The following is a 21,450-nucleotide window of genomic DNA, read 5'->3' as shown; positions in this document are numbered from 1 at the left end:
GAACAGGCTCTAAGCCAGCGCTTATGACCCCGGGTGATACACCCGCTCGATATGACCCTGCAGTTCTTCCGGCCAGAAATAGACGGTGCGCAGGTTGCCGGTGCTGTAGCGTTCGGCTTCGTCGTTGAAGTGCGGTGAGTCCGGGTGGCCGCTTTCGCCGCCGGCGGTGATGGCGCGGGCGTGCACCTTGGGGCCGAACTCCACCACGGCGACGAAGCTGTTTCCGCTGGTGCCGTAATAGCGCTTTGTGCCCGGCCAGAGGTGCGCGCCAAACGAGGCGAGGGAGCCCCAGCGCGAGGAGACGAACGGTACTGGAATACTCGGCTTGTTGTCATTGAATGGCTGCTCGATATCGCCGGTGAGGCGCTGGAAGCGGTTGATCTCGCCCCACGGCGTGCCCCAGCTGCCGAAATCTTTTTCCAGCCGGTCGGAGGCTTCGACCAGCGCCTGCAGGCGCGCTGCGGGTCCGGCTTTCTCGGCCATATAGTCGTAGATCGACAAGCCCTCGGCGGTATCGGCCTTGCTGACCGAATCCCACAGGGTGTCGCCCCAGAACACCGCCAGCGAGGTCGGTATCGAGGTGATGCCCCAGCGATAGTCCCAGTGGCGCAGCAGGGCGATCTGGCTGGCGAGTTTTGTTTTCAGCGGATCGCTGGCGGGCAGCGCGTCGTAGTCGGCCACGAGGATCGGTATCTGCCGAGCGAATGCCGGCAGGTACGAATCGAAGGCAGTGCCGATCAGCGACGCCAGGGTGAAGTCGCGCTGGCCGGTGAGCAGGGTGGTGGCGTGGATGCCACGCGGGTTTTCGCCGACGCTGTCCATGTAGCGCGGGTAGTCGGCCTGCTTCGGGCTGTAAGGCCCCGCGGCGGAGTAGGGCCAGTCGTTGGTGTTGAAGATCCAGCCGTTCGGCGGATTGAGCAGGTGCGGCGCGGCGTCGAGTGGCAGCAGGCCTTTCCAGTCGGTATCGGGATCGCTGCCGTCGACCGGCTTGGTGTAATCGAAGCGGTTATCGCGCCGTGGGATGAACTGCGGATGCAGGTACGCGATCTCGCCCTTGTCGTCGGCGAAGATGGTGTTGTTGGACGAGTTGGCCTTCAGCTCCGCAACCTTCATATAGCTCACGTAATCGCTGGCCTTGGTACGCAACCAGCTTTGTTCGAGCGCCTCGATCGGCTTGTTCATCAGCGCGATGGCGATCCACTTGCCGTCGGCGGCCCGCACGATCGGGCCGTGATGCGTGGCGTAGACGGTGAAGCGGCGTTCGGCCATCGAGCCGTTCTTCGCCCGATACGGCACGGTGATGGTTTTGCTGGTCACTGGCCGCAGCTCGCTGCCGTAGCGATAGAACAGCTTGCCGTCCTCGTGCACGACGGTCTCGGCAAATTCGTCGACCACGTCGGCGCCAGTCGAGGTGTGCATCCAGCCGATGTGCGGATTGAAGCCCTGGTAGATGAAGAACTGGCCCCAGGTCACGGCGCCGTAGGCATCGAGCCCGGCATCGCTGCTCATCTGCAGTTCGGAGCGGAAGAAGAACGACGTGTGCGGGTTGATCAGCAGCAGCGCGTGCCCGTCGACGGTGAGCTTGGGCGCAATCGCCATGCCATTGGATCCGGTCGGTTCGCTCCAGCTCGAGGGCGGATCGACGCGCGCCAGCGCGGCCGGATTCCGGCCGTAAAACGCTTCCAGCGGGTTCAGCGCCGCGCGCTCGATATCGCCGCCGATGCTGCCTTCGCTGAAGCTCAGCGCCATCCACGGCTCGAAGTGTCGGATGACGCGCGGATGCACATCGGGATGCTCGGCCAGGTAATCGTTGAGGCCGTCCGCCCAACTGTTCATCAGCGCCTGCAGCCAGCGCGGGCTTTTTGCGTACATCGCCTTCAGCGCGACCGGGTCGATAAACAGCTTCATCCGCAGGTCCTGCCAGATCGCCGACTCGCCTTCGGCCTCGGCGAGCCGGCCCATCGCGTTGAGATAGTTGGTTTCGACGCGGTTGAAATCGTCCTCGGCCTGCGCATAGGCCATGCCGAAGACGGCGTCGGCATCGGTTTTGCCGTGCACGTGGGCAATGCCCCAGTCGTCGCGGGTGATGGTGACGTCGCGCGCCTCGCGCTGCCATCGCGCCGTCTCGTAAGTAACGTCGGTAGCGAATGCCTGCAATGACAGCGCTAAGGTCAACGCGGCAGCAAAAGGCAGCAGTCGCTGCCGATAGCGAACGTATTTCGATGGACCACAGGCATCAGCTTTTCCGTCCCCTAAACCGGATCACAGCCTGCACTTTACCGAGGTTGCGCTGCCGTGGGGCAAAGCATCACGCGATGCCGGCCGGCTTGCCGCGTAACGAGATGGTGTGTGACCGAGGCGAAGTCGATCGCGAGACGTTGCCCACTAAATATCGATGCGAGTCGCGCGCTGATCACTCAAGCGAGGACGGATTATCCAGGCGTTGACGGAACACGACATGACGCAGGCGTTATTGACCTTATCTCTTCGTTCGCTGAATCGCCGACCCCGCTGCGATGGGCCATGATGAAACTATTGCCCGTGTTCCGCGTTCCATCACGGAGTCGTTCATCAGCGAAGAAGCCCCATGAGTTTTCTGGTCAACACGCCCCGCAAGTCCCAGCGTATCCGTCTGGATGAAAACATCTGTGTCCATATCTTCACCGCCTCCGCCGCCATGGTGGGCGTGTGTTTGACGGTGGTGGGCATCATTCGTGTAGTGATCTCCACGCACAAGTCCGACATGGTGGCCGAAGACCTGCTGGCAGTGAACGCGATGCTTTATCTAGCGTCCTGCTTGCTGTCCTACTGGGCCTTGCGCACCCGAAGCCTGACCCGCAACTATCGGCTCGAACGAATGGCCGACGTTATTTTTCTGATAGCTCTGACGCTTACTGCCGTCAATGCGGCTTACATCACCTGGGCGATGTCGCTGCATTGATTGAGCGAGCCGCCGCGTGCGCGAGTGACGTCGTGCACGCGGGTCGGTCTGCTTACCGTCAGGCGCGGCGCGGCAGCTTCCACTGCGGCCGGATGAAGTGGCAGGTGTAGCCGGTGGGATAGTGCTGCAGATAGTCCTGGTGCTCGGGCTCGGCTTCCCAGAAATCGCCGACCGGCGCCAGCTCGGTCACCGCCTTGCCCGGCCACAGGCCGGAAGCGTCGACGTCGGCGATGGTGTCCTCGGCGATGTCCTTCTGTTCCTCGTTGGCATAGAAGATCGCCGAGCGATAGCTCACGCCGCGATCGTTGCCCTGGCGGTTCGGCGTGCTGGGGTCGTGGATCTGGAAAAAGAATTCCAGCAGGGTGCGGTAGCTGATCACCTGCGGGTTGAAGATGATCTCGATCGCCTCGGCGTGCGTGCCGTGATTGCGATAGGTGGCGTTGGGCACATCGCCGCCGGAGTAGCCGACGCGGGTGGAGATCACGCCCGGCTGGCTGCGGATCAGCTCCTGCATGCCCCAGAAGCAGCCGCCGGCGAGAACGGCGCGTTCGGTTGTAGCGGTCATCGGTTGGCTCCTGTTTATGGTCGACATACGTTATGGCACAGATATGGGGGTGGGGTTCGATAGCCCAAGGGAGCGCGCACGCGTGGCTCCGTGATGGTGACGCGTTTTGCCCAATGGTGATCGCCTCAATCGAGGCCGCTATCGGAAATCGTTAGTCGCTGTTTCTGCGGGTCGTTGCTCCGAGCCTTTCATTTATGGCTCGACGGGCGAAAACTTGCGAGTCGATAACCTGGCGGCAAACACTCGCCAAACCCAAGTCCCATCGAAGCGGCAGTCGCAGCGCGCCCGGTGGCGCGGCAAGCTATTGCGGTGATCGGTGGGCTTTTGGCATGTATCGTTTTTAAACGTATAAACCTGCGTCGACGAACGGAAAGCCTAGCGTCACAAAAGAGGTCTTCAATCGCAGGCGGCTGTGGCGTCAGGCGTCTGCTGCAGGGGGAGCACTGGATTGTCCGGGCAGCCGGGGTTCGCAGCGTGGGTAGTCAAGACCCATTACGCGGATCTCTTTCAACTTGCCAACCAAAAGGACTGACTTATGAAGAACCGTTGCGGATCGAACACCTCCATGAAAACCACCATTTGCGCCGCGCTCTTTTGTGCGGGCACCCTCGGCATGGCGAGCCAAAGCTTGGCCAGCACCACGGTGACGCAGACCTTGGTCACCGAGCCCGATCAGGGCCTCACGCCGATCTACAACCTGATCCAGTCGGCCAAGTCGAGCATCGACATGACCATGTACGAGCTGGTCGACACGCAGGCGCAAACGCTGCTCGATCAGGCCGCCGAGAACGGCATCAAGGTTCGCGTGATCCTCGATCAGAACCTGGAGAAGAGCAACAACACGGCGGCATATAACGACCTGACGTCGCACGGCGTGCAGGTGGTCTGGGCCTGGACCAAGTACGCCGCGACGCATCAGAAAACCATCACGGTCGATAACACGATCAGCGCGGTGATGACGCTCAACCTCACCAGCCGCTACTACAGCACCACGCGCGACTTCGCGGTGATCGAAAACGATCCGGCCGACGTCGCGGCGATCGAAAGCACGTTCAACGCCGACTTCGCTGCCCAGAGCATCACGCCACCCTTGGGCGACGACTTGGTGTGGAGCCCGACGGTATCGGCGACCGATCTGGTCAACATCATCAACGGCGCCAAGACCAGCCTGCTGGTCGAAAACGAAGAGATGAGCTACAGCGGCGTGGTGACCGCGCTGGAAAATGCGGCCAAGCGCGGCGTCGCGGTGACCGTCTGCATGACCAACGACGACAACGACTACGAGACGGAATTCGACGCCTTGACCAAGGCCGGGGTGAAAGTCAGCACCTATCCCGACAACGACACGGCGCTGTACATCCATGCCAAGGTCATCCTGGCCGACTACAACACCGCGAGCGCGAAGGCCTTCGTCGGTTCGGAGAATTTCTCGAGCGCGTCGTTGACCGAAAATCGCGAGCTGGGTTTGGTGACCACCAACGCAGCCATTCTGACCAAGCTCAACAGCACCATCACCAGCGATTATGCCGGCGGCACGCCCTGGACCAAGTCGTAAGCGATCGTCATGGCGTAGAGCACGGTGTACGAATACCGTGCTCTACGCGTTCGGCTAGGCTGAAAGTCCAGTCTTGGTCCGCATGACCGGTTGTTCAGTGCGCGTGCGATTTCCGATACTGCGCCGGGGAGATGCCGAACACTCGGCTGAAGGCTCGGCGAAAACTGTCCACGTCGGCAAAGCCGCATTGCGCGGCGACCTGCTTCGGCGCGCCGTGCTCACCTTCGAGCATTTCACGGGCGGCAGCCAGTCGTATGGTTTCCACCCAGACGCCGGGCGTCGTGCCCATTTCGTTGCGGAAAATGCGGGCGAAATGCCGCGGACTCATACGCAGCCGTGCAGCCAGAGCCGTCACGCAGTGGTCCTTCTCGGGGTTGGCGATGACCCATCGCTGCAGCTCTTGCAGTGAGGAACGGCCGGCCACTTCCAACTCGCCGCCGCGGCTGAATTGCGTTTGTCCACCCGGCCGGCGGAAAAACATCACCAGCTGCGAGGCGACCTGTTTCGCGACGGTGTGGCCCAGGTCTTCTTCCACCAGCGCCAATGCCAGGTCCATGCCGGCGGTGACGCCGGCGGAGGTGCGCAGGCGTCCGTCGCGCACGTGAATCGCATCGGCATCGACGATGACGTCCGGATAGGCGTGCGCCAGTTTCTCTGCCACCGCCCAATGCGTGGTGACCCGCTTGCGGTCGATCAGTCCGGCCGCCGCCAGCAGGAAGGCGCCGGTGCACACCGAGCCGAATCGCCGGGCATGCGGCGCATGGGCCTTGAGCCATCGCAGCGCAGCGTCGCCGAACGGCTTGTTGGCGGCGTGTGGCGACCCGGCGACAAGCAGCGTATGGATGGGCATTTTTTCTTTCCCACGGGCCACGCCGTCGGGAATCAGCCGCACGCCGGATGAACTGCGGATTTCACCGGGCTCGCTGGCGATGATGCGCAAGTCGTAAACCGGCCAGCCGGCCTGGACATTGGCTTCGGCAAAGACGTCCATCGGCCCGGACACATCCAGCAGCTGCACGCCGGGCATGGCCAGCAGAACGACTCGCTTTGGTTTCATCGTCAGTGCCTCGCCGCCTGCGTGGCCGCATCGAACCGATGATGGCAGAAATTGACGGCTTTGGTCGATTGAAGACAGATTGCTCCAAGCCTAGCCTGAAGCCTGGCCATCAAGGACAACGATCATGCAAACCACGATCAGCGGTATCCAGGTGCCGGACAGCGTTCTGGCGAGAGAAGTGACGGAGGTGGTTCGCGATACCGCTTCGGAGCTTATTTTCAATCATTCCAGCCGCGTTTATTATTTCGGGGCCATCGCGGCTCGACAGCGCGGCCTGTACGTCGATCCCGATCTGCTTTACGCGGGCGCCATGTTTCACGACATGGGCCTGACAGAAAAACACAGCAGCGTCCACGAGCGCTTCGAAGTGGACGGCGCCAACGCGGCGCGCGATTTTCTCCGGCGCCACGGTATCGCCGAGTCAGAGCTGGATATCGTCTGGACGGCTATCGCACTGCACACGACGCCAGGCATTGCGCAGCATATGCACCCGGTCGTGGCGCTGGTTACGGCGGGCGTCGAAATGGATGTGCTGGGACTGACTCACGCGCTTTATGCAGAAGAAGAGCGCCAAGCCGTGGTGGAGGCCTTTCCACGCAGCGAGCACTTCAAGGAGGACATCATTCAGGCGTTTTACGACGGCATCAAGCACAAGCCGGAAACAACCTTCGGCAACGTGAAAGCCGACGTGCTGGCCGATAAGGATCCGCACTTTGTGCGCGGAAATTTCTGCGACGTGATCCGCCAATCGCGCTGGGCGTCGTAGGCAACGTCTTGCGCTGAATCGGTATGCGCAGCGCAAGCATTACGGTGGCCCTTCAGTGATGGGCTCGTGCCGCCAACCAGCGCGATACTTCGTCGATCAGCGTAGCGATGGTCGCTTCCCCCGATACGGTCAACGCGTCTTCGTCGGGCGCCGGCTCCTCCAGCGTCTGCAGCTGGCTGTCGAGCAGGGAGGTGGGCATGAAATGATGGCGCTGGCGGGTGCGCCGCTCCAGTTCGCTGCGCGATACCTGGATATAGACAAAGCCCACGTCGGCGTCGGCCAGGCGCAGCCGATCGCGATAGCGGCGCTTGAGCGCAGAGCAGCTCACCACGCCCTGGCGATGATGTGCATGCTCGTCGCGTATCCATGCGGCGATACGATCCAGCCACGGCCAGCGGTCGTCGTCGTCCAAGGGGATGCCGGCGCTCATCTTGTCGATATTCGCCTGCGGATGCAGCACGTCGCCTTCCTGAAAATCCCAGCCGAACGCGTCGGCCAGCGATTGCCCAATGGTGGTCTTGCCGCAACCCGATACGCCCATGACGATGATGACCATGCCGCTCCTTTCGTTGATGACGCCGTGCTTGCAGCACGCCGACGCAAGTTTATCGCCTCGTTCGAGTCGATGACCTCAGCGCCTCTTCATGATCCTCTGACGCGAGGTATTGGGAGGTGGTGAACAGGCTCTTACGGCCGCGCGACGGGTAATGTTCGTGGCGTACAGTCGATCCGCCGTCGAGGTCGATGATATTGCCGTGCATGTCCGTCAGGCCTCGGCCATCTTCTGCAGCACCACGCCGATGGCCTCCGGGTTTTCGAGGCTGGTCAGATCGCCGGACGCCTCGCCGTCGACGACGAGATCGCGCAGCACGCGCCGCATGATTTTTCCACTGCGTGTGCGCGGCACGCTGGAGACCACGATGACACGCGCGGGACGGGCGATGGCGCCGACTGCATCGACGATGGACTGGCACAGTGCCGACTGCAGTTCGGCGCTGTCGACATAGCCTGCTCGCGGCACGACAAAAGCCACCGGCACCATGCCCTTGATCGCATCGGGCTGGGTGACCACGGCGGCCTCCGAGACGGCCGCGTGCTTGAGCAAGGCTGCCTCCATCTCCATCGTGCCGAGGCGATGGCCGGCGACATTGATCACGTCGTCCATCCTGCCGGTGACCCACAGCTGGCCATCGGCGTCGAACAGTGCAGCGTCGGAGGACAGGTAGTGGCCGGGGAAGGTGGTGAGATAGGTTTTGACGTAACGCGCGTGATCGCCCCAGACGGTGCGGGCCACGCAGGGAAACGGTGCGCTCAGCGTCAGCGCACCGACTTCGCCGGGCGCGGCTTGTGTGCCATCTTCGCGCAGCACGTGGGGCGCATAGCCCGGCAGCGCATGCCCGCAGCTGCCTGGACGCGTGGGCGTGAGGCCGACCATGCTGCTCGACCAGGCGGTGCCGGTTTCGGTTTGCCCGTAGGTGTTGTTGACGAAGATCGCGCCGCGGCCGAGCTTGTCCCGTGTCCAGAACCACGTATCGGGATCGAGCGGCTCGCCGACCAGGGACACCAGCGCCAGTTTGCTGGTGTCGTGCTGCTGCAGCAGCGCATCACCGGCGCGACGAAGCATGCGCAGCGCGGTCGGCGCGGTGAACAGTTTGTTGACCCCGTAATCCGCCATCACTTGGTAAGCGCGTCCGGGCGTCGGCGTATCGAGGCTGCCTTCGTAGATCACGTGCGTGGCGCCGTGGGCGAGGCCGCCCACCAGGGCGAAGATCGGAAACGTCAGCCAGCCGACATCGGCCGTGCACCAGTAGATATCGTCGGCGCCGAGGTTGAGCGACCACTTGACGTTGGCATAGGTGCCCACCAGAAAGCCGATGCCCGCGTGTACCAGGCCCTTCGGCTTCGACGTGGTGCCCGAGGTGTAGATGATGAAGCCGGGATCGTTGGCCTCGAGCGACATCGGCACCGCCCGCCGCGCGGTGCGTGCGAGCAGCTCGGCGAAATCGTGTTCGCCGTCGTGCAGCGGATAGGCGCGATCGACGCGGCGTGCGACGATGATCTGGGGCACCGGCAAGCCTTGCATCGCTTCGTCGAGGGTCGCCTTGATCGGTATTACGCGGCCGCGCCGCAGCGTGGCGTCGGTGCACACGATGACCTTGGGCTGCGCATCCACGATGCGATCGCGCACCGCCGATGCACTGAAGCCGGCGAAGATCACCGAATAGATCGCGCCGATGCGGTAACAGGCGTGGATGGCGATAAACGACTCGGGCACGTTGCTGGCGTAGACCGCCACGCGATCGCCCTTGCGAACGCCGAGGTCTTCGAGTGCGGCGGCAAAGCGAGCGACGGCGTCGGTGAGTTCGCCGAAGGTCCAGGTTTCCTTCAAGCCATCTTCGCGCTCGTAGTGCAGCGCGACGCGTTCGGCCGGCCAGCGATCGAGGCAGTTGACGCTGACGTTGCCCATCGCACCGGGGAAATAGCGAAAGTCGCCCAGCGTGCCGTCGAGCGCTTTTTCAGGCGGCTTGTCCCAGACAAAGGCCTGCGCGATCTCCAGCCAGTAGGCTTCGGGAGGAAGCGCGCGCCACCGTGCGGCCTCCTGTGGCGTAGTGGCCGGTTTCACCCGATCGGGCGCCATGATCAGCGGTTGTTCGAGCAGCGTTTTTTCCATCGGCGAACGATAACGGAGAACCGTCGCCGAGGGATCGTTGGTCAGTCGATCGTCTGCCGGAACGTGCGGCATGGCGAAGCATGGTTCGGCCGCTGCCATCGCATTGCCCTATTTTTTCCAGCCTGCAGTCGCGATCGGCGATCATCCTGGATGGATGTTTTGTCAGCGCCGCCGCCAGGGAGAATCATGAATCGTCGAAGCCTGCTCAAAAGCGCCTTGCTCGGTGTGTCCGCTTTGGTACTGCGTCCGTCATGGGCCATCGCCAGCGGTTCGGATGACGCAAATGAACGCCTTGCCGAGCTCGAGCGCCGGCACGGTGGGCGATTGGGCGTCGCCATTCTCGATACCGGCAACGGGCATCGCGCGACGCATCGGGGCGATGAGCGCTTTCTGATGTGCAGCACGTTCAAACTGCTGGCGGTCGCCGCGGTGTTGGCGCGTGTGGACAGAGGGGACGAACACCTCGATCGGCGCATCGTGTTCGGTCGGGAGGTCTTGCTGAGCTACGCGCCGATGACCAGCCAGCACGTGGGTTCACCGGGCATGAGCATCGCCGAGCTGTGCGCGGCGGCGATGACCGTCAGCGACAACACGGCGGCCAACCTGCTGCTGGCGAGCATGGGCGGGCCGGGCGCCGTGACGAGGTTCGCCAGAAGCCTAGGCGATACGGTGACGCGGCTCGATCGCATCGAGCCGGATCTCAATATCGCCAGTCCCGGCGATATCCGCGACACGACCACGCCGAACGCCGCGCTCGCTACGCTGCAAAACCTGTTGTTGGGCAACGCGCTTGCCGCGGCCCCGCGCGCACAATTGATCGAATGGCTGCGCGGCTGCACGACCGGTGCGGAAAAACTGCGTGCCGGCCTGCCGCCGGGCTGGACGATCGGCGACAAGACCGGCAGCGGCGCGCAGAACGAAACCAACGACGTCGGCATTCTCTACCCGCCGCAGCGCCAGCCGCTGCTGGTGACGGCGTACTACGCCGGTTCTGCAGCCGACGCGGCCACAAGAAATGCGGTGCTGGCCGATGTAGGGCGTATTGCCGCACAGCTGTAGTTTCGGCGCGATCTCCTCGCGTCTGGGGAGCCGGACGCCTGCGGGTCACGGCACGCATACGGCGCGTCCGCCATAGTGGGAAGTGAAGTATCGCCACCGGATCGTTTGGCTTAAGTGCATCGGTTTCTGCGGTCACAAACGAATCCGACCATTGATGGAGGAATGAAGCCATGAAACTCAGAGATCTCAAAGACAGCGTCGCCGTGATCACCGGCGCATCCAGCGGTATCGGCCAAGCGACCGCGAAGGCGCTGGTGGACGAAGGCGTCAAGGTCGTGCTGGTCGCACGCAGCAAGGACAAGCTGGATGCATTGGCCAAGGAGCTGGGTGACAGCGCCGTGGTGAAAGCCGCCGATGTGGCGGATGAAGCGGCGATCGCGAAAGTTTTTGCCGAGGTAAAAAAGGAATTTGGCGGCATCGATCTGCTTTTCAATAACGCCGGGGTGGGCTACAACAACCCATTCGAGAAGAGCACGCGGGAAGAATGGAAGTCGACGATCGACGCCAATCTCTACGGCGTACTCAACTGTACCCAGCTGGCGATTCCGCTGATGCGCGGCCGCAAGGGCGCGATGATCAGCACGGTTTCCAGCGTCGGCGGCCGTTACGGTATTGCCGGCTGGTCGGTTTACAACGCGACCAAGTTTGCGGTCGTCGGCTTTCACGACGCGCTGCGTAAGGAGCTCGGTGAGGAGGGCATTCGTGTCTCGCTGATCGAGCCGGGCGCCGTGCATACCAACTGGGGCTTCAATGTGCCGGCGGATAAAATGAAGGAGCGCCGCGACTCGATCGACGCGCTGCATGCCGAAGACATCGCCAACGCGCTGGTATTCGCCTTCGCCCAGCCGGCGCACGTCAATATGCAGGAGTCGCTGATCATGCCGACTCGTCAGATTTCTCCGTAATTTTTCGACGCTGAGAACGGCCGCTTTTCGAAAGTGGCCGCGCTGCTACGCGTTGCCCACACAGGAAAGCATGTCATGCGTTACAACAAACTCGGCCATACCGGCGTCTTCGTTTCCGAGCTTTGCCTCGGCACCATGACCTTCGGCGGCGAAGGTGAGATGTGGAGCAAGATCGGCGACCTGAAACAGGCCGATGCCGACAAACTGATCGGTCGCGCGCTCGAGGCCGGCATCAATTTCATCGATACCGCCGACGTCTATTCGCTCGGCCAGTCGGAGATCATGACCGGGCAGGCGCTGAAGAATCTGAAGGTGCCACGCGAAGATGTGATCGTGGCAACCAAGGTCTTCGGCGAGACCGGCACCAGGGGCGTCAACTCGCGCGGGCTCACGCGCCACCATATCCAGGATGGGCTCAAAGCCAGCCTGAAGCGACTGCAGCTCGATCACATCGATCTCTATCAGGTGCACGGTTTCGATGCCGCCACGCCGATCGAGGAGACCGTGCGCGCGCTGGACAACCTCGTGCAGCACGGTCACGTGCGGTACGTCGGTGTATCGAACTGGGCGGCCTGGCAGATCGTCAAGGCGCTGGGTATCTCAGAAAAACATGGGCTGTCGCGATTTCAGTCGCTGCAGGCGTATTACACGGTCGCCGGACGCGACCTCGAACGCGAGATCATTCCCGCGCTGACCAGCGAGCAGATGGGCTTGATGGTATGGAGCCCGCTGGCCGGCGGCCTGCTCAGCGGCAAGTACGGCCGCGACAAGGAGGGCGAGCAGGGCAGCCGTCGGGCCAGCTTCGACTTTCCGCCGGTGAACAAGGAGCGTGGTTACGACTGCATCGACGTGATGCGCGGCATCGCCGACAAGCGCAAGGTCTCGGTGGCGCAGATCGCCCTGGCGTGGTTGCTGCATCAGAAGCCCGTGACCAGCGTGATCATCGGCGCCAAGAAAATCGAGCAGCTCGATGACAATATCGGCGCCACCGAAGTGAAGCTCGACGCCGACGAACTGGCCGCGCTGGACAAGGTCAGCATGCTGCCGCCCGAATATCCCGGCTGGATGTTCGACATGCAGGGCCAGTACCGAAAGAAGCAGATCGCGGCTGCCGACGAGCGTTGATCCGCGGCCGAGACAGCGGGGTATGGAGTCTTTGATCGATGCTCCGCTGTTTTAGTGCTTGAGCAGGTTTCAATCCGGTGCAAGCGCACTATTGCAGTGCGTGAGACGCGGGCGCAAAGTGCGCGGGTTGGACTGGCGCTGGGCCAGTTCGTCCAGGGGAGTAAGTGTCATGCTAAGGCGACTCGTTGCGGAGTTTCTGGGCACGTTCTGGCTGGTACTGGGTGGATGCGGCAGTGCGGTTCTCGCGGCCAAGTTCGGCGGGCCGGGCAATCCGTTGGGCATCGGTCTGCTCGGCGTGTCGCTGGCCTTCGGCTTGACGGTGGTCAGCGGCGCGTACGCGTTCGGCCACATCTCCGGCGCGCATTTCAATCCGGCGGTGACGATCGGGCTCTGGGCCGGCGGCCGTTTTCCGATTCGGGATGTGGTGCCATACGTGGTGGTGCAGGTGATCGGTGGCGTTGTCGCCGGTGCGATACTCCTGCACATCGCCAGCGGTGCGCCCGGCTTCGCGATCGATCCCAACGCGGCGGGTACCTTCGCCAGCAACGGTTACGGCGCGATGTCGCCGGGTGGTTACGCACTGACCGCTGCGGCGCTTTGCGAGGTGGTGATGACGGCGATGTTTCTGATCGTGATCATGGGCGCCACGCACGGCCGCGCACCGGCGGGTTTTGCCCCATTGGCCATCGGTCTGGCACTGACCCTGATCCACCTGATCAGCATTCCGGTCACCAACACGTCGGTGAACCCGGCGCGCTCTACCGGTGTGGCGCTGTTCGCCGGTGCCACGGCAATCGGCCAGCTATGGCTGTTCTGGGTGGCGCCCATCGTAGGCGGCGTGATCGGCGGCGCCGTCTACCGCTGGCTCGGCGCTGACCGGCCCAACATCGTGGGTGACGTGCCGATCACCTGATGGGCAAGCCATCGAGCCTTGCCCATCGCCATCGCCATCGGGACAGGGGGTGATCACGCTTGCAATCGCAAGCGTGGTGAAGACATCCTGCATGCTCCAGCTGACGGGGAAGTCACCGATGAAAAGACGCTACGAGACGTTGGCGCTTGTCGCGTCGTTGTTTTGGGGTTCTACCGTCGTTGCACAGCAGCCGCTGGCGCCAGTCGAAGCACGCGTGCCGTTTGCACCGACCGCATTCACGGGCACGGACGGCCTGAATCATCTGGCCTACGAGCTGGATATCACCAATATCTACGGCGATACCGGCGCGCTGAAACCGCAGGGCCTCGACGTATACGGCGATGATGCCAGCGTGCCGCTGGCCAGCTTCAGCGCCGGCGAACTGGCCGGCATGACGCGCCCCGCGCCGGCAGAGCACGCGCCGGTGTCGATCGAGTCCGGTAAGCGTGCAGTGATCTACGTATGGATCACGCTGCCGAAAGGCAGTTTATCGCCGCATATGCTTCGGCACCGTATGGCGTTCGCCGCCGAAAAAGGTAAACCGGAGCTGCTCGATGGCGTGTCGGTGCCCGTGAATACGACAGCGCCTTTGACCCTCGGTGCGCCGCTGCGCGGTGGCCTGTGGCTGGCGCACGAGGGACCAGGCAATGCGCATTCGCATCACTGGGGCAGCCTTGTGGCGGTGAACGGCATGGTGACGATTCCGCAGCGCTACGCCTTCGATCTGGTGGGAATTGATCGCCAGGGTCATGCCATGCACGCTGGCGTGAAGGACATCGGCCACTCGCGCTATGTCGACTGGATCGGTTACGGCGCCGATGTGATCGCTGTCGCCGATGGCGTGATCAGCGATGCGCACGACGGCGAACAAGAGCATGCGCCGCTCAGTCCGCAGGGCGAACCCGATTCGCTGACGACGCGCGCGGTCTTCGGCAACTACGTGGTGCTGCAGGTGGCACCGAGCGTGTTTGCCAGCTATGCGCACTTGCAGCGCGGCAGCGTCAAAGTGCATGCCGGCGATCACGTGACGCGCGGTCAACTGCTTGGGCATCTCGGTCAGTCCGGCGGATCCAGCGCGCCGCATCTACATTTCCAACTGTCCAATGCAGCGACCTTCGAAGGCTCGGAAGGCCTGCCGTTCGTGTTCGATCGCTTCGATTTTTTCGGGCCGGAATCCGAAGCCCAGCTGTTCGGCCAGGGTGGCCCATGGACCGCACCACCGGCGCAGCATCGTCAGGCTCAGCTGCCGTTGAACGATGTGGTGATCGGATTTCCCTGAGTTCAAGTCGCGTCGATCGCCCAATTCGTCAGTTGTCATTCGGGCGTGACAAAATGCAGTGACGCGCTGCGGGCTGCTTGTCTAGACTGCGCGACTGCCTATCGCACTACATCCAGTACCAGGACACGGAAGAGTCCTGCGACGATCAGCACGGCGAGAAAACCCACGGCGTACAGCAGAAAAAACCATCCGAGCCGCTTGTGCAGTGGCGCCTGTTCGGGTTGGTCCATATCAGTGGTAGCCCGCATCGCCGTGGCGCACCTTGCCGCGGAACACCCAGTACGCCAGCCCCGTATACGCCAGGATGATCGGCAGAACGATCAGTACGCCGACCAGCGTGAACTTCTGGCTGGAGGGCGGCGAGGAGGCCGCCCAAATCGTCAGCGACGGCGGCACGATGTAGGGGAAAATGCTGATCAGCAGCCCGCTGTAGCCCAGAAACAAGATCGCCTGGGTCAGCACGAACGGCAGCTTGTCGTGCCCGCGCGTATTGAACCTGACGATGCCGGCGACGCAGGCCAGCACCAGGATCGGCACCGGTGCAAAAAAGACGAAGTTGTATCGGGCGAACCAGCGATCGGCAACGGCCTGCTGGCCCAGCACCGTCCACAGGCTGACTACGCCGATCACCAGCAGCAGGGTCAGCACCAGCGGCTTTACCATCACGCGCATGCGCCGCTGCAGCTCGCCGTCGGTTTTCATCACCAGCCAAGTGCAGCCCAGCGTCGCATAGGTGGTCAGCAGGCCCAGACCGCAGAACAGGCTGAAAGGCGACAGCCAGTCGAACGCCGTGCCGGCGAATCGTCCATCGACGATGGTGACGCCTTGCAGCAGGGTGCCCAAGATCACACCCTGGCAAAACGTGGCCATCGCCGAGCCCAGCATGAAGGCCAACTCCCAGAGATGCTGGGTGCGCCTGGCCTTGGCGCGTATCTCGAAGGCCACGCCGCGAAAGATCAGGCCGCACAGCATGGCGATCAGCGGCATATACACCGCCGGCAGCAGCGTGCCGTAAGCGACCGGGAACGCCGCGAACAGACAGGCGCCGCCGAGCACCATCCACGTCTCGTTGCCGTCCCAGACCGGGGCGACCGTGTTGAGCATCACCTCGCGGTCGCCTTCGCCATGGAAGAACGGAAAGAGCAGGCCGATGCCGAGGTCGAATCCGTCGAGCAGCACGTACAGAAAAACGCCCAGACCGATGATGGCAGCCCAAATCATGGGGAGATCGATGTGCATGGCGGCGCCTATTCGTCGATCGGATCGGTGGGACGGGACAGCGGGCGATGATCGAATCGTGGTGCGCCCCTGCCGGTGTCGTCGCCGTGCGTATCGGTGGCATCGCCAAGCGACGGGCCTTTGCCCATGAGCTTGAGCATGTAATAGATACCGGTGCCGAACACCAAGAAATACACGATGACGAAAATCATCAGCGACGTGCCCACCTGCTGGGCAGAAAGCGCCGACGATGCATCGGCCGTGCGCAGCACGCCGTAGACCACCCATGGCTGTCGCCCGGCTTCGGTGGTGACCCAGCCGGCCAGCAGCGCGATCAGACCGGATGGTCCCATCAGCACGGCAAACCGCTGCAGAAAGCGCGACTCGTAGAGCCGGCCGCCGCGCCGTAGCGCCAGGCTCAGCAGACCGAGAAAGAGCATCAGAAAGCCCATGCCGACCATGATCCGAAAGCTCCAGAACACGATGGTGGAATTGGGCCGATCGCGCGGTGCAAAGTCCTTCAAGCCCTGAATCTCGCCGTCCCAGCTGTGCGTGAGGATCAGGCTGCCGAGGTGCGGAATCTTCAGCGCGTAGCGGGTGACCTCGTCCTGCATGTCCGGCCAGCCCACCAGGTTGAGCGAGGTGCCGCCTTTCTCGGTTTCCCATAGGCCTTCGATCGCGGCGATCTTGGCTGGCTGATATTTGCGCGTATTGATGCCGTGCGCGTCGCCGACGGCAATCTGGATAGGCACGATGCACACGATCATCCACATCGCCATCGAGAACGATGTCTTGATCGCCTCGTCGCGACGCCCGCGCAGCAGATGCCACGCACCGCACGCGCCGACCAGCATGGCGGCCACGATGAAGGCGGCGATCGCCATATGCATCAGGCGGTAGGGAAACGACGGATTGAAAATAATCTCGAACCAATCCATCGGCACGATTTTGCCGTCGATCAGGGCGAAGCCCTGCGGCGTCTGCATCCAGCTGTTGGAGGCCAGAATCCAGAAGGTGGAGATCAATGTGCCGACGGCGACCATCACGGTGGCCAGGTAATGCAACCGCGGCCCGACGCGCGTCCAGCCGAACAGCATGATGCCGAGAAAACCCGCTTCGAGAAAAAATGCGGTCAGCACTTCATAGGCGAGCAGCGGCCCGGTTACCGCGCCGGCCACCTGCGAAAAGCCGGCCCAGTTGGCGCCGAACTCGTAGCTCATCACCACGCCCGAGACCACGCCCATGCCGAAGCCGACAGCGAAAATTTTCGACCAGAAGAAAAACAGCTCGCGATAAACAACTTTTCCGGTGCGCAGCCAAAGACCTTCGAGTACGGCCAGATAACTGGCCAGGCCGATGCTGATGGCGGGGAAAATAATGTGGAACGACACGGTAAACGCGAACTGGATTCGCGCCAAAAGCAGGGCGTCGCCGATGTGGTTCAAGACAGTCGCTCCATCAAAATAATCCGCTGCGTCGCCCGCGTTCCGGCTGACGAATCACACGCGTGAAGATTACGCCGATAGAGCAATAGATAGAGCAATATGATGCTGCGGTGCGACAATCTGGCGGCGGCGATGCGCGTATTGGAAGTTGAGGCCGGTGCGGGCTCGGCCGGTCATCGCGTATATCGGATGGATCGCGCAGGGTCGGCCGATGAGAGTTTCTTGCAACGATGTCAGCGCGATGGATGCGGCAGCAGCCGTCGAAAAAAATCCAGCGCTCGACTCGCCATGCGCGCGGTACGGCTTTTTTTGTCAGACCGCATGCGCTCTTGCCCCTTGCCGTGACGGCTGCAGTTGTTTCAAGCTCCGTGCGCGCGGTTTTAGCTTCCAGGCACCTTAACTTCCACGCTCCATCAAAAACTACGGAATCACTATGGACGCCGAGCGTGCGATTGCCAGACGCCTTACCTATGCGTATATCGCTGGACTGGCGCTGATCGCCATTCTGTCCGGCGCGGTGCATGTGCTGCTGAACAACGTGATCGTGGCGCAAGGCGATTCGGCCACGGTGATCAATGTGGCGGGGCGTCAGCGCATGCTTTCGCAGCGCATCGGATTGCTGGCGACGGATCTGCATGCCGGCGATGCGACCGCGCGGCAGCCGCTGCTCGATGCCGTCACCTTGATGGAGCGTTCGGAAAAAGCACTGATGCAGGGCGGTGATCTCGGTATCCGCCATGAGCTTTCTCCGTCAGCGCATCGTTTTTATCTGGAGGGCGCGACGCCGCTGGATTTCGCGGTGCGTCAATTTGTCCTCGACGCGCGTCGCTTTGCCCAACCCTTGCCCGGTGGCGACGTCGAGGCGGCCTATCGACGGCTGCAGGCAGCGGCTCGCACAACGTTGCTGCCGAACTTGAATCAGGCCGTGTCGATTTTCGAAGACGAAGCCAATCGGCGCATCGAATGGCTGCGTACAGCGCAAAAGGTGGTGTTGATCACGCTGCTGATTACGCTGTCGCTGGAGGCGATTTTCATTTTTCGCCCGCTGGTTGATCGAGTGAGACGTTATGCGGCGAGTCTGTATGAGCTGGCCACGCGCGACAGCCTGACCGGGCTAGCCAATCGCCGGCATTTCATGGACGTGGGCAATCGCGAGCTGCTGCTGGCGAGCCGTTCGGGCCGGCCGTTGTCCGTTGCGATGCTCGATCTCGACCACTTCAAGAGCGTCAACGACACTTACGGACATGCCGTGGGCGATCTCGTGCTGAAGCGATTTGCCAGCCTTGCGCTGGCTACGCTGCGAAGTAGCGACATCGTCGGCCGGATCGGCGGCGAGGAGTTTGCGCTGATCCTGCGTGAAATGTCGCCGTTCGATGCCAGCGCCGTGGCGGAGAAACTGCGCGTCGCCGCCGCTGCCGATCGCAGCGAAGGCCTCCCCGTGTTTACGGTGAGCATCGGCATCAGCGTGGCCAATGCCAATGACAGGAGCCTGGACGATGTGCTGCGGCGTGCCGACAAGGCGCTTTATGCGGCCAAGGTGGAAGGGCGCAATCGCGTTGCCGTCGCGCTGGACGACTGATACGAACTTTGTGTTTGCTGCCTCAGCGGTGCTTACCGAATGCTGACCAATGCGCCATGCGCGTCGACCATAAAAAGCGGCGGAGTGGTCAGGTCAATGATAGATACGAGGCGCCTTGTGCCAACGCCGACCGGAAAATGACAGGGCTTCAAAAGCGATGAAAGGCTCGAAAGTGTCCGGCGGGCTCGTCATGCCGCGCCAAAGCTGATGGGTTTGCAAGCGCGACGCCAAGGAAATACAGCGTGTAATCGTCCCTTGCCAAGTTATCTTGCATAAGTCGAAAAGCGGCTCGCGGGCGAATATCGTAGGGCATGCGGGTTGATACGGCGGCAGACCAATCAAACGAGTCGGCTGTAAACGAGAAAGCCCGAGCGCTTGGCGACCTGGTCGTAGAGCCGCATCGCGGTGACGTTGGTTTCGTGGGTTTGCCAATAGACGCGCGGTGAACCGGCTTCTTTCGCGCGGTCATAGACGGCTTCGATCAACGCTCGGCCCACGCCTTTCCCGCGTGCCGCTTCGATGGTGAAAAGGTCCTGCAGATAGCAGTTCAGTCCAAGCTGGGTGGTGCTGCGATGGAACAGGTAGTGGGTAAGTCCAAGCAACCGACCGTCCTGTTCGGCAACGAGCGCATGTACCGGTTCCAGCGGATCGAAGAAGCGTTTCCAGGTGGTCTGGGTAATCTCATCGGCCAGTGCTGTTTCGTCCTTGCGACCGTAAAAGGCGTTGTAGCCGGACCACAGCGTGCGCCATCCAGGCAGGTCCGAGGTTGTTACGGAGCGAATGATGAGGGACGGTTTCATGGACACGACTATCGCGCTGATTCGTCGCATCGCGCAAGCGCGTGACGTGTCACTCGGTGGGGCCGGTTGCCGTGTCGTTGGCGCAGCTATTGAATGCGCCGACGGAAGGGCCTACTTTGCAGCGAGTCGTTTACCCAGGACCCGTTATGTCGAAGCTCTCCGACTTTCCCATTGCTACGCGCTGGCCCGCGCAGCATCCCGAGCGCATTCAGCTGTATTCGCTCAACACGCCCAACGGCGTCAAAGTCTCGATCATGCTGGAAGAAACCGGATTGGCGTACGAGCCGCATCTGGTCGACATCACCAAGAACGAGAGCCACACGCCGGAGTTTCTCTCGCTCAATCCCAACGGCAAGATTCCCGCGATCATCGATCCGGATGGTCCGGGCGGCAAGCCGATCGGCCTGTTCGAGTCGGGTGCGATTCTTCTGTATCTGGCCGACAAGTCGGGGCAGTTTATTTCGGCCGACGCGACGCAGCGCTGGGACACGATCCAGTGGCTGTTCTTTCAGATGGCGGCGATCGGTCCGATGTTCGGGCAGCTGGGCTTTTTCCACAAATTTGCCGGCAGGGAGATCGCCGACAAGCGCCCGCTGGAGCGTTACGCGACGGAATCCAAGCGACTGTTGAGCGTGCTCGATACGCGCCTGGCGGATCGCCCATGGATCATGGGCGAGGAGTACAGCATCGCCGATATCGCGACGATCGGCTGGGTGCGAAATATGATCACGTTCTACGAGGCGCGCGAGATCGTCGAGTACGACACGCTGAGCCACGTTCCCGGCTGGCTCGATCGCGCGCTGGCGAGGCCGGCGGTGCAGCGTGGCCTGGACATTCCGCGCCGCGGCTGAAGACGGTTGTTGGTCGATCAGTGACAGCTCGCCGTTGAGGAACGGTGTCCTGCCGTGGCCGACGCTGCCGTCTTCGGCAGATGGGTGGATGCAGCGCGATCGGACAGTGCGTTACATCTTTAACGGTTACATCTGGCCGGGTGGGAGGCCTGTCGGTCGCATCGGGTGTTTTGCATAAAGTGATGAGAGGAGGGGATATGCAGACGTACATTGCTCTGCTGCGCGCCGTGAACGTCGGTGGCACCGGCAAACTGCCGATGGCCGAACTGAAAGCGATGGGCGAGCAGGCCGGGTTTGCGAACGTTCGCACGTTTATAGCCAGCGGTAACCTGATGTTTGAAAGCAAGCAGACCGAAAAGCAGGTGACGGCGGCGCTGGCGTCACGACTGGCGGCATACGCGGGAAAGCAGGTGGGTGTGCTGGTGCGGACAGGAACGGAAATGGCTGCCGTGCTGGCGGCGAATCCTTTCGCTGGCGAGCCGCCCGATCGCGTGATGGCCATTTTTCTGGAAGGCGCGCCGCCAGCCGATACGCTCGATCACGTCACCGGCCGCAAGGACGAACGCATCGCCCTGGGCCGACGCGAGATCTACGTGCACTATGTCGACGGCATGGCCGATTCGCGGTTGAAGATAGCCGCGGCCTCTGCCGGCACCGCGCGCAATATGAATACCGTCGCCAAGCTGACCGCCATGGCGACGTCATCGTGAGGCGGTTAATA

The 21,450-nt window shown here is 62.3% G+C and carries 20 protein-coding genes; 11 read left to right on the top strand and 9 right to left on the bottom strand.

Annotated elements, in window-relative coordinates; all coding sequences use genetic code 11:
* Positions 1-21 precede the first annotated feature (21 nt).
* The gene (locus tag HDE76_RS03880) at positions 22-2,175 is read right to left on the bottom strand and encodes a penicillin acylase family protein (protein ID WP_255481402.1); all 2,154 of its coding nucleotides are present in this window, start codon (positions 2,173-2,175) and stop codon (positions 22-24) included.
* Between the two features lie 412 nt (positions 2,176-2,587).
* Here HDE76_RS03880 and HDE76_RS03875 point away from each other — a divergent pair, with 412 nt between their 5' ends.
* Positions 2,588-2,941, top strand: coding sequence for a hypothetical protein (locus HDE76_RS03875; RefSeq protein ID WP_179476940.1), 354 nt, complete (start codon positions 2,588-2,590; stop codon positions 2,939-2,941).
* 58 nt (positions 2,942-2,999) lie between these two features.
* Here HDE76_RS03875 and msrA read toward each other — a convergent pair whose 3' ends face one another.
* Positions 3,000-3,506, bottom strand: a complete 507-nt coding sequence (gene msrA / locus HDE76_RS03870; protein WP_179476939.1) for a peptide-methionine (S)-S-oxide reductase MsrA — start codon at positions 3,504-3,506, stop codon at positions 3,000-3,002.
* A gap of 565 nt (positions 3,507-4,071) precedes the next feature.
* On the opposite strand from msrA, the gene HDE76_RS03865 reads away from it, so the two are divergent.
* Positions 4,072-5,061 carry a phospholipase D-like domain-containing protein gene (locus HDE76_RS03865; RefSeq protein WP_179476938.1) on the top strand — a complete coding sequence of 330 codons (990 nt, stop codon included), beginning with the start codon at positions 4,072-4,074 and terminating at the stop codon, positions 5,059-5,061.
* 94 nt (positions 5,062-5,155) lie between these two features.
* On the opposite strand, the gene HDE76_RS03860 is transcribed toward HDE76_RS03865, so the two are convergent.
* The gene (locus HDE76_RS03860; protein ID WP_184505492.1) at positions 5,156-6,118 is read right to left on the bottom strand and encodes a GlxA family transcriptional regulator; all 963 of its coding nucleotides are present in this window, start codon (positions 6,116-6,118) and stop codon (positions 5,156-5,158) included.
* Positions 6,119-6,242: 124 nt separating this feature from the next.
* Between HDE76_RS03860 and HDE76_RS03855 the strand changes: the two genes are divergently transcribed.
* Positions 6,243-6,884, top strand: coding sequence for an HD domain-containing protein (locus HDE76_RS03855; protein WP_179476936.1), 642 nt, complete (start codon positions 6,243-6,245; stop codon positions 6,882-6,884).
* 52 nt (positions 6,885-6,936) lie between these two features.
* On the opposite strand, the gene HDE76_RS03850 is transcribed toward HDE76_RS03855, so the two are convergent.
* Positions 6,937-7,440, bottom strand: a complete 504-nt coding sequence (locus tag HDE76_RS03850) for a gluconokinase (protein ID WP_255457561.1) — start codon at positions 7,438-7,440, stop codon at positions 6,937-6,939.
* Positions 7,441-7,650: 210 nt separating this feature from the next.
* Positions 7,651-9,627 carry an AMP-binding protein gene (locus tag HDE76_RS03845; protein WP_221262269.1) on the bottom strand — a complete coding sequence of 659 codons (1,977 nt, stop codon included), beginning with the start codon at positions 9,625-9,627 and terminating at the stop codon, positions 7,651-7,653.
* 114 nt (positions 9,628-9,741) lie between these two features.
* Here HDE76_RS03845 and bla point away from each other — a divergent pair, with 114 nt between their 5' ends.
* The 5 genes from bla (at position 9,742) to HDE76_RS03820 (ending at position 14,836) form a co-directional block, all read left to right on the top strand.
* Complete coding sequence (gene bla / locus HDE76_RS03840; RefSeq protein WP_179476935.1) at positions 9,742-10,614, top strand: class A beta-lactamase; 873 nt, start codon at positions 9,742-9,744, stop codon at positions 10,612-10,614.
* Between the two features lie 170 nt (positions 10,615-10,784).
* Complete coding sequence (locus HDE76_RS03835) at positions 10,785-11,519, top strand: SDR family oxidoreductase (protein ID WP_179476934.1); 735 nt, start codon at positions 10,785-10,787, stop codon at positions 11,517-11,519.
* A 75-nt stretch (positions 11,520-11,594) separates the two neighbouring features.
* Complete coding sequence (locus HDE76_RS03830) at positions 11,595-12,644, top strand: aldo/keto reductase (protein WP_179476933.1); 1,050 nt, start codon at positions 11,595-11,597, stop codon at positions 12,642-12,644.
* Between the two features lie 169 nt (positions 12,645-12,813).
* On the top strand, positions 12,814-13,557 hold the full coding sequence (aqpZ, locus tag HDE76_RS03825) for an aquaporin Z (RefSeq protein ID WP_179476932.1): 744 nt from the start codon (positions 12,814-12,816) through the stop codon (positions 13,555-13,557).
* Between the two features lie 118 nt (positions 13,558-13,675).
* Positions 13,676-14,836: a M23 family metallopeptidase gene (locus HDE76_RS03820; protein WP_184505490.1), complete on the top strand. Its 1,161-nt coding sequence runs from the start codon at positions 13,676-13,678 to the stop codon at positions 14,834-14,836.
* 98 nt (positions 14,837-14,934) lie between these two features.
* Here the strand turns inward: HDE76_RS03820 and HDE76_RS03815 are convergent, their stop codons facing one another.
* Genes HDE76_RS03815 through HDE76_RS03805 form a run of 3 tightly spaced genes read right to left on the bottom strand, consistent with a single transcriptional unit; the run spans position 14,935 to position 17,499 of the window.
* On the bottom strand, positions 14,935-15,066 hold the full coding sequence (locus HDE76_RS03815) for a DUF2474 family protein (protein WP_179476930.1): 132 nt from the start codon (positions 15,064-15,066) through the stop codon (positions 14,935-14,937).
* 1 nt (position 15,067) lies between these two features.
* Positions 15,068-16,075: a cytochrome d ubiquinol oxidase subunit II gene (gene cydB, locus HDE76_RS03810; protein WP_179476929.1), complete on the bottom strand. Its 1,008-nt coding sequence runs from the start codon at positions 16,073-16,075 to the stop codon at positions 15,068-15,070.
* Between the two features lie 8 nt (positions 16,076-16,083).
* Positions 16,084-17,499 carry a cytochrome ubiquinol oxidase subunit I gene (locus HDE76_RS03805; RefSeq protein WP_179476928.1) on the bottom strand — a complete coding sequence of 472 codons (1,416 nt, stop codon included), beginning with the start codon at positions 17,497-17,499 and terminating at the stop codon, positions 16,084-16,086.
* A gap of 433 nt (positions 17,500-17,932) precedes the next feature.
* Between HDE76_RS03805 and HDE76_RS03800 the strand changes: the two genes are divergently transcribed.
* The gene (locus HDE76_RS03800; protein ID WP_184505488.1) at positions 17,933-19,078 is read left to right on the top strand and encodes a diguanylate cyclase; all 1,146 of its coding nucleotides are present in this window, start codon (positions 17,933-17,935) and stop codon (positions 19,076-19,078) included.
* Between the two features lie 338 nt (positions 19,079-19,416).
* On the opposite strand, the gene HDE76_RS03795 is transcribed toward HDE76_RS03800, so the two are convergent.
* Complete coding sequence (locus tag HDE76_RS03795; protein ID WP_179476926.1) at positions 19,417-19,878, bottom strand: GNAT family N-acetyltransferase; 462 nt, start codon at positions 19,876-19,878, stop codon at positions 19,417-19,419.
* 146 nt (positions 19,879-20,024) lie between these two features.
* Here HDE76_RS03795 and HDE76_RS03790 point away from each other — a divergent pair, with 146 nt between their 5' ends.
* Positions 20,025-20,729 carry a glutathione S-transferase N-terminal domain-containing protein gene (locus HDE76_RS03790; RefSeq protein ID WP_184505487.1) on the top strand — a complete coding sequence of 235 codons (705 nt, stop codon included), beginning with the start codon at positions 20,025-20,027 and terminating at the stop codon, positions 20,727-20,729.
* A 197-nt stretch (positions 20,730-20,926) separates the two neighbouring features.
* Positions 20,927-21,439: a DUF1697 domain-containing protein gene (locus HDE76_RS03785; protein WP_179476924.1), complete on the top strand. Its 513-nt coding sequence runs from the start codon at positions 20,927-20,929 to the stop codon at positions 21,437-21,439.
* The last annotated feature ends 11 nt before the right edge of the window (positions 21,440-21,450 follow it).

The sequence above is a fragment of the Rhodanobacter sp. ANJX3 genome (assembly GCF_014200755.1).
In the GTDB taxonomy this organism is placed as follows: Bacteria; Pseudomonadota; Gammaproteobacteria; order Xanthomonadales; family Rhodanobacteraceae; genus Rhodanobacter.
The sequence above is the reverse complement of the archived record's forward strand: the minus strand, read 5'-3'. Positions and strand labels throughout refer to the sequence as shown.

Coding starts and splice junctions, on each gene's coding strand:
- HDE76_RS03800 (WP_184505488.1), top strand. CDS start 17,933: ATGGACGCCGAGCGTGCGATTGCCAGACGCCTTACCTATGCGTATATC.
- HDE76_RS03785 (WP_179476924.1), top strand. CDS start 20,927: ATGCAGACGTACATTGCTCTGCTGCGCGCCGTGAACGTCGGTGGCACC.
- HDE76_RS03815 (WP_179476930.1), bottom strand. CDS start 15,066: ATGGACCAACCCGAACAGGCGCCACTGCACAAGCGGCTCGGATGGTTT.
- bla (WP_179476935.1), top strand. CDS start 9,742: ATGAATCGTCGAAGCCTGCTCAAAAGCGCCTTGCTCGGTGTGTCCGCT.
- HDE76_RS03875 (WP_179476940.1), top strand. CDS start 2,588: ATGAGTTTTCTGGTCAACACGCCCCGCAAGTCCCAGCGTATCCGTCTG.
- aqpZ (WP_179476932.1), top strand. CDS start 12,814: ATGCTAAGGCGACTCGTTGCGGAGTTTCTGGGCACGTTCTGGCTGGTA.
- msrA (WP_179476939.1), bottom strand. CDS start 3,506: ATGACCGCTACAACCGAACGCGCCGTTCTCGCCGGCGGCTGCTTCTGG.
- HDE76_RS03830 (WP_179476933.1), top strand. CDS start 11,595: ATGCGTTACAACAAACTCGGCCATACCGGCGTCTTCGTTTCCGAGCTT.
- HDE76_RS03795 (WP_179476926.1), bottom strand. CDS start 19,878: ATGAAACCGTCCCTCATCATTCGCTCCGTAACAACCTCGGACCTGCCT.
- HDE76_RS03835 (WP_179476934.1), top strand. CDS start 10,785: ATGAAACTCAGAGATCTCAAAGACAGCGTCGCCGTGATCACCGGCGCA.
- HDE76_RS03820 (WP_184505490.1), top strand. CDS start 13,676: ATGAAAAGACGCTACGAGACGTTGGCGCTTGTCGCGTCGTTGTTTTGG.
- HDE76_RS03855 (WP_179476936.1), top strand. CDS start 6,243: ATGCAAACCACGATCAGCGGTATCCAGGTGCCGGACAGCGTTCTGGCG.
- cydB (WP_179476929.1), bottom strand. CDS start 16,075: ATGCACATCGATCTCCCCATGATTTGGGCTGCCATCATCGGTCTGGGC.
- HDE76_RS03850 (WP_255457561.1), bottom strand. CDS start 7,440: ATGGTCATCATCGTCATGGGCGTATCGGGTTGCGGCAAGACCACCATT.
- HDE76_RS03845 (WP_221262269.1), bottom strand. CDS start 9,627: ATGCCGCACGTTCCGGCAGACGATCGACTGACCAACGATCCCTCGGCG.
- HDE76_RS03790 (WP_184505487.1), top strand. CDS start 20,025: ATGTCGAAGCTCTCCGACTTTCCCATTGCTACGCGCTGGCCCGCGCAG.
- HDE76_RS03860 (WP_184505492.1), bottom strand. CDS start 6,118: ATGAAACCAAAGCGAGTCGTTCTGCTGGCCATGCCCGGCGTGCAGCTG.
- HDE76_RS03865 (WP_179476938.1), top strand. CDS start 4,072: ATGAAAACCACCATTTGCGCCGCGCTCTTTTGTGCGGGCACCCTCGGC.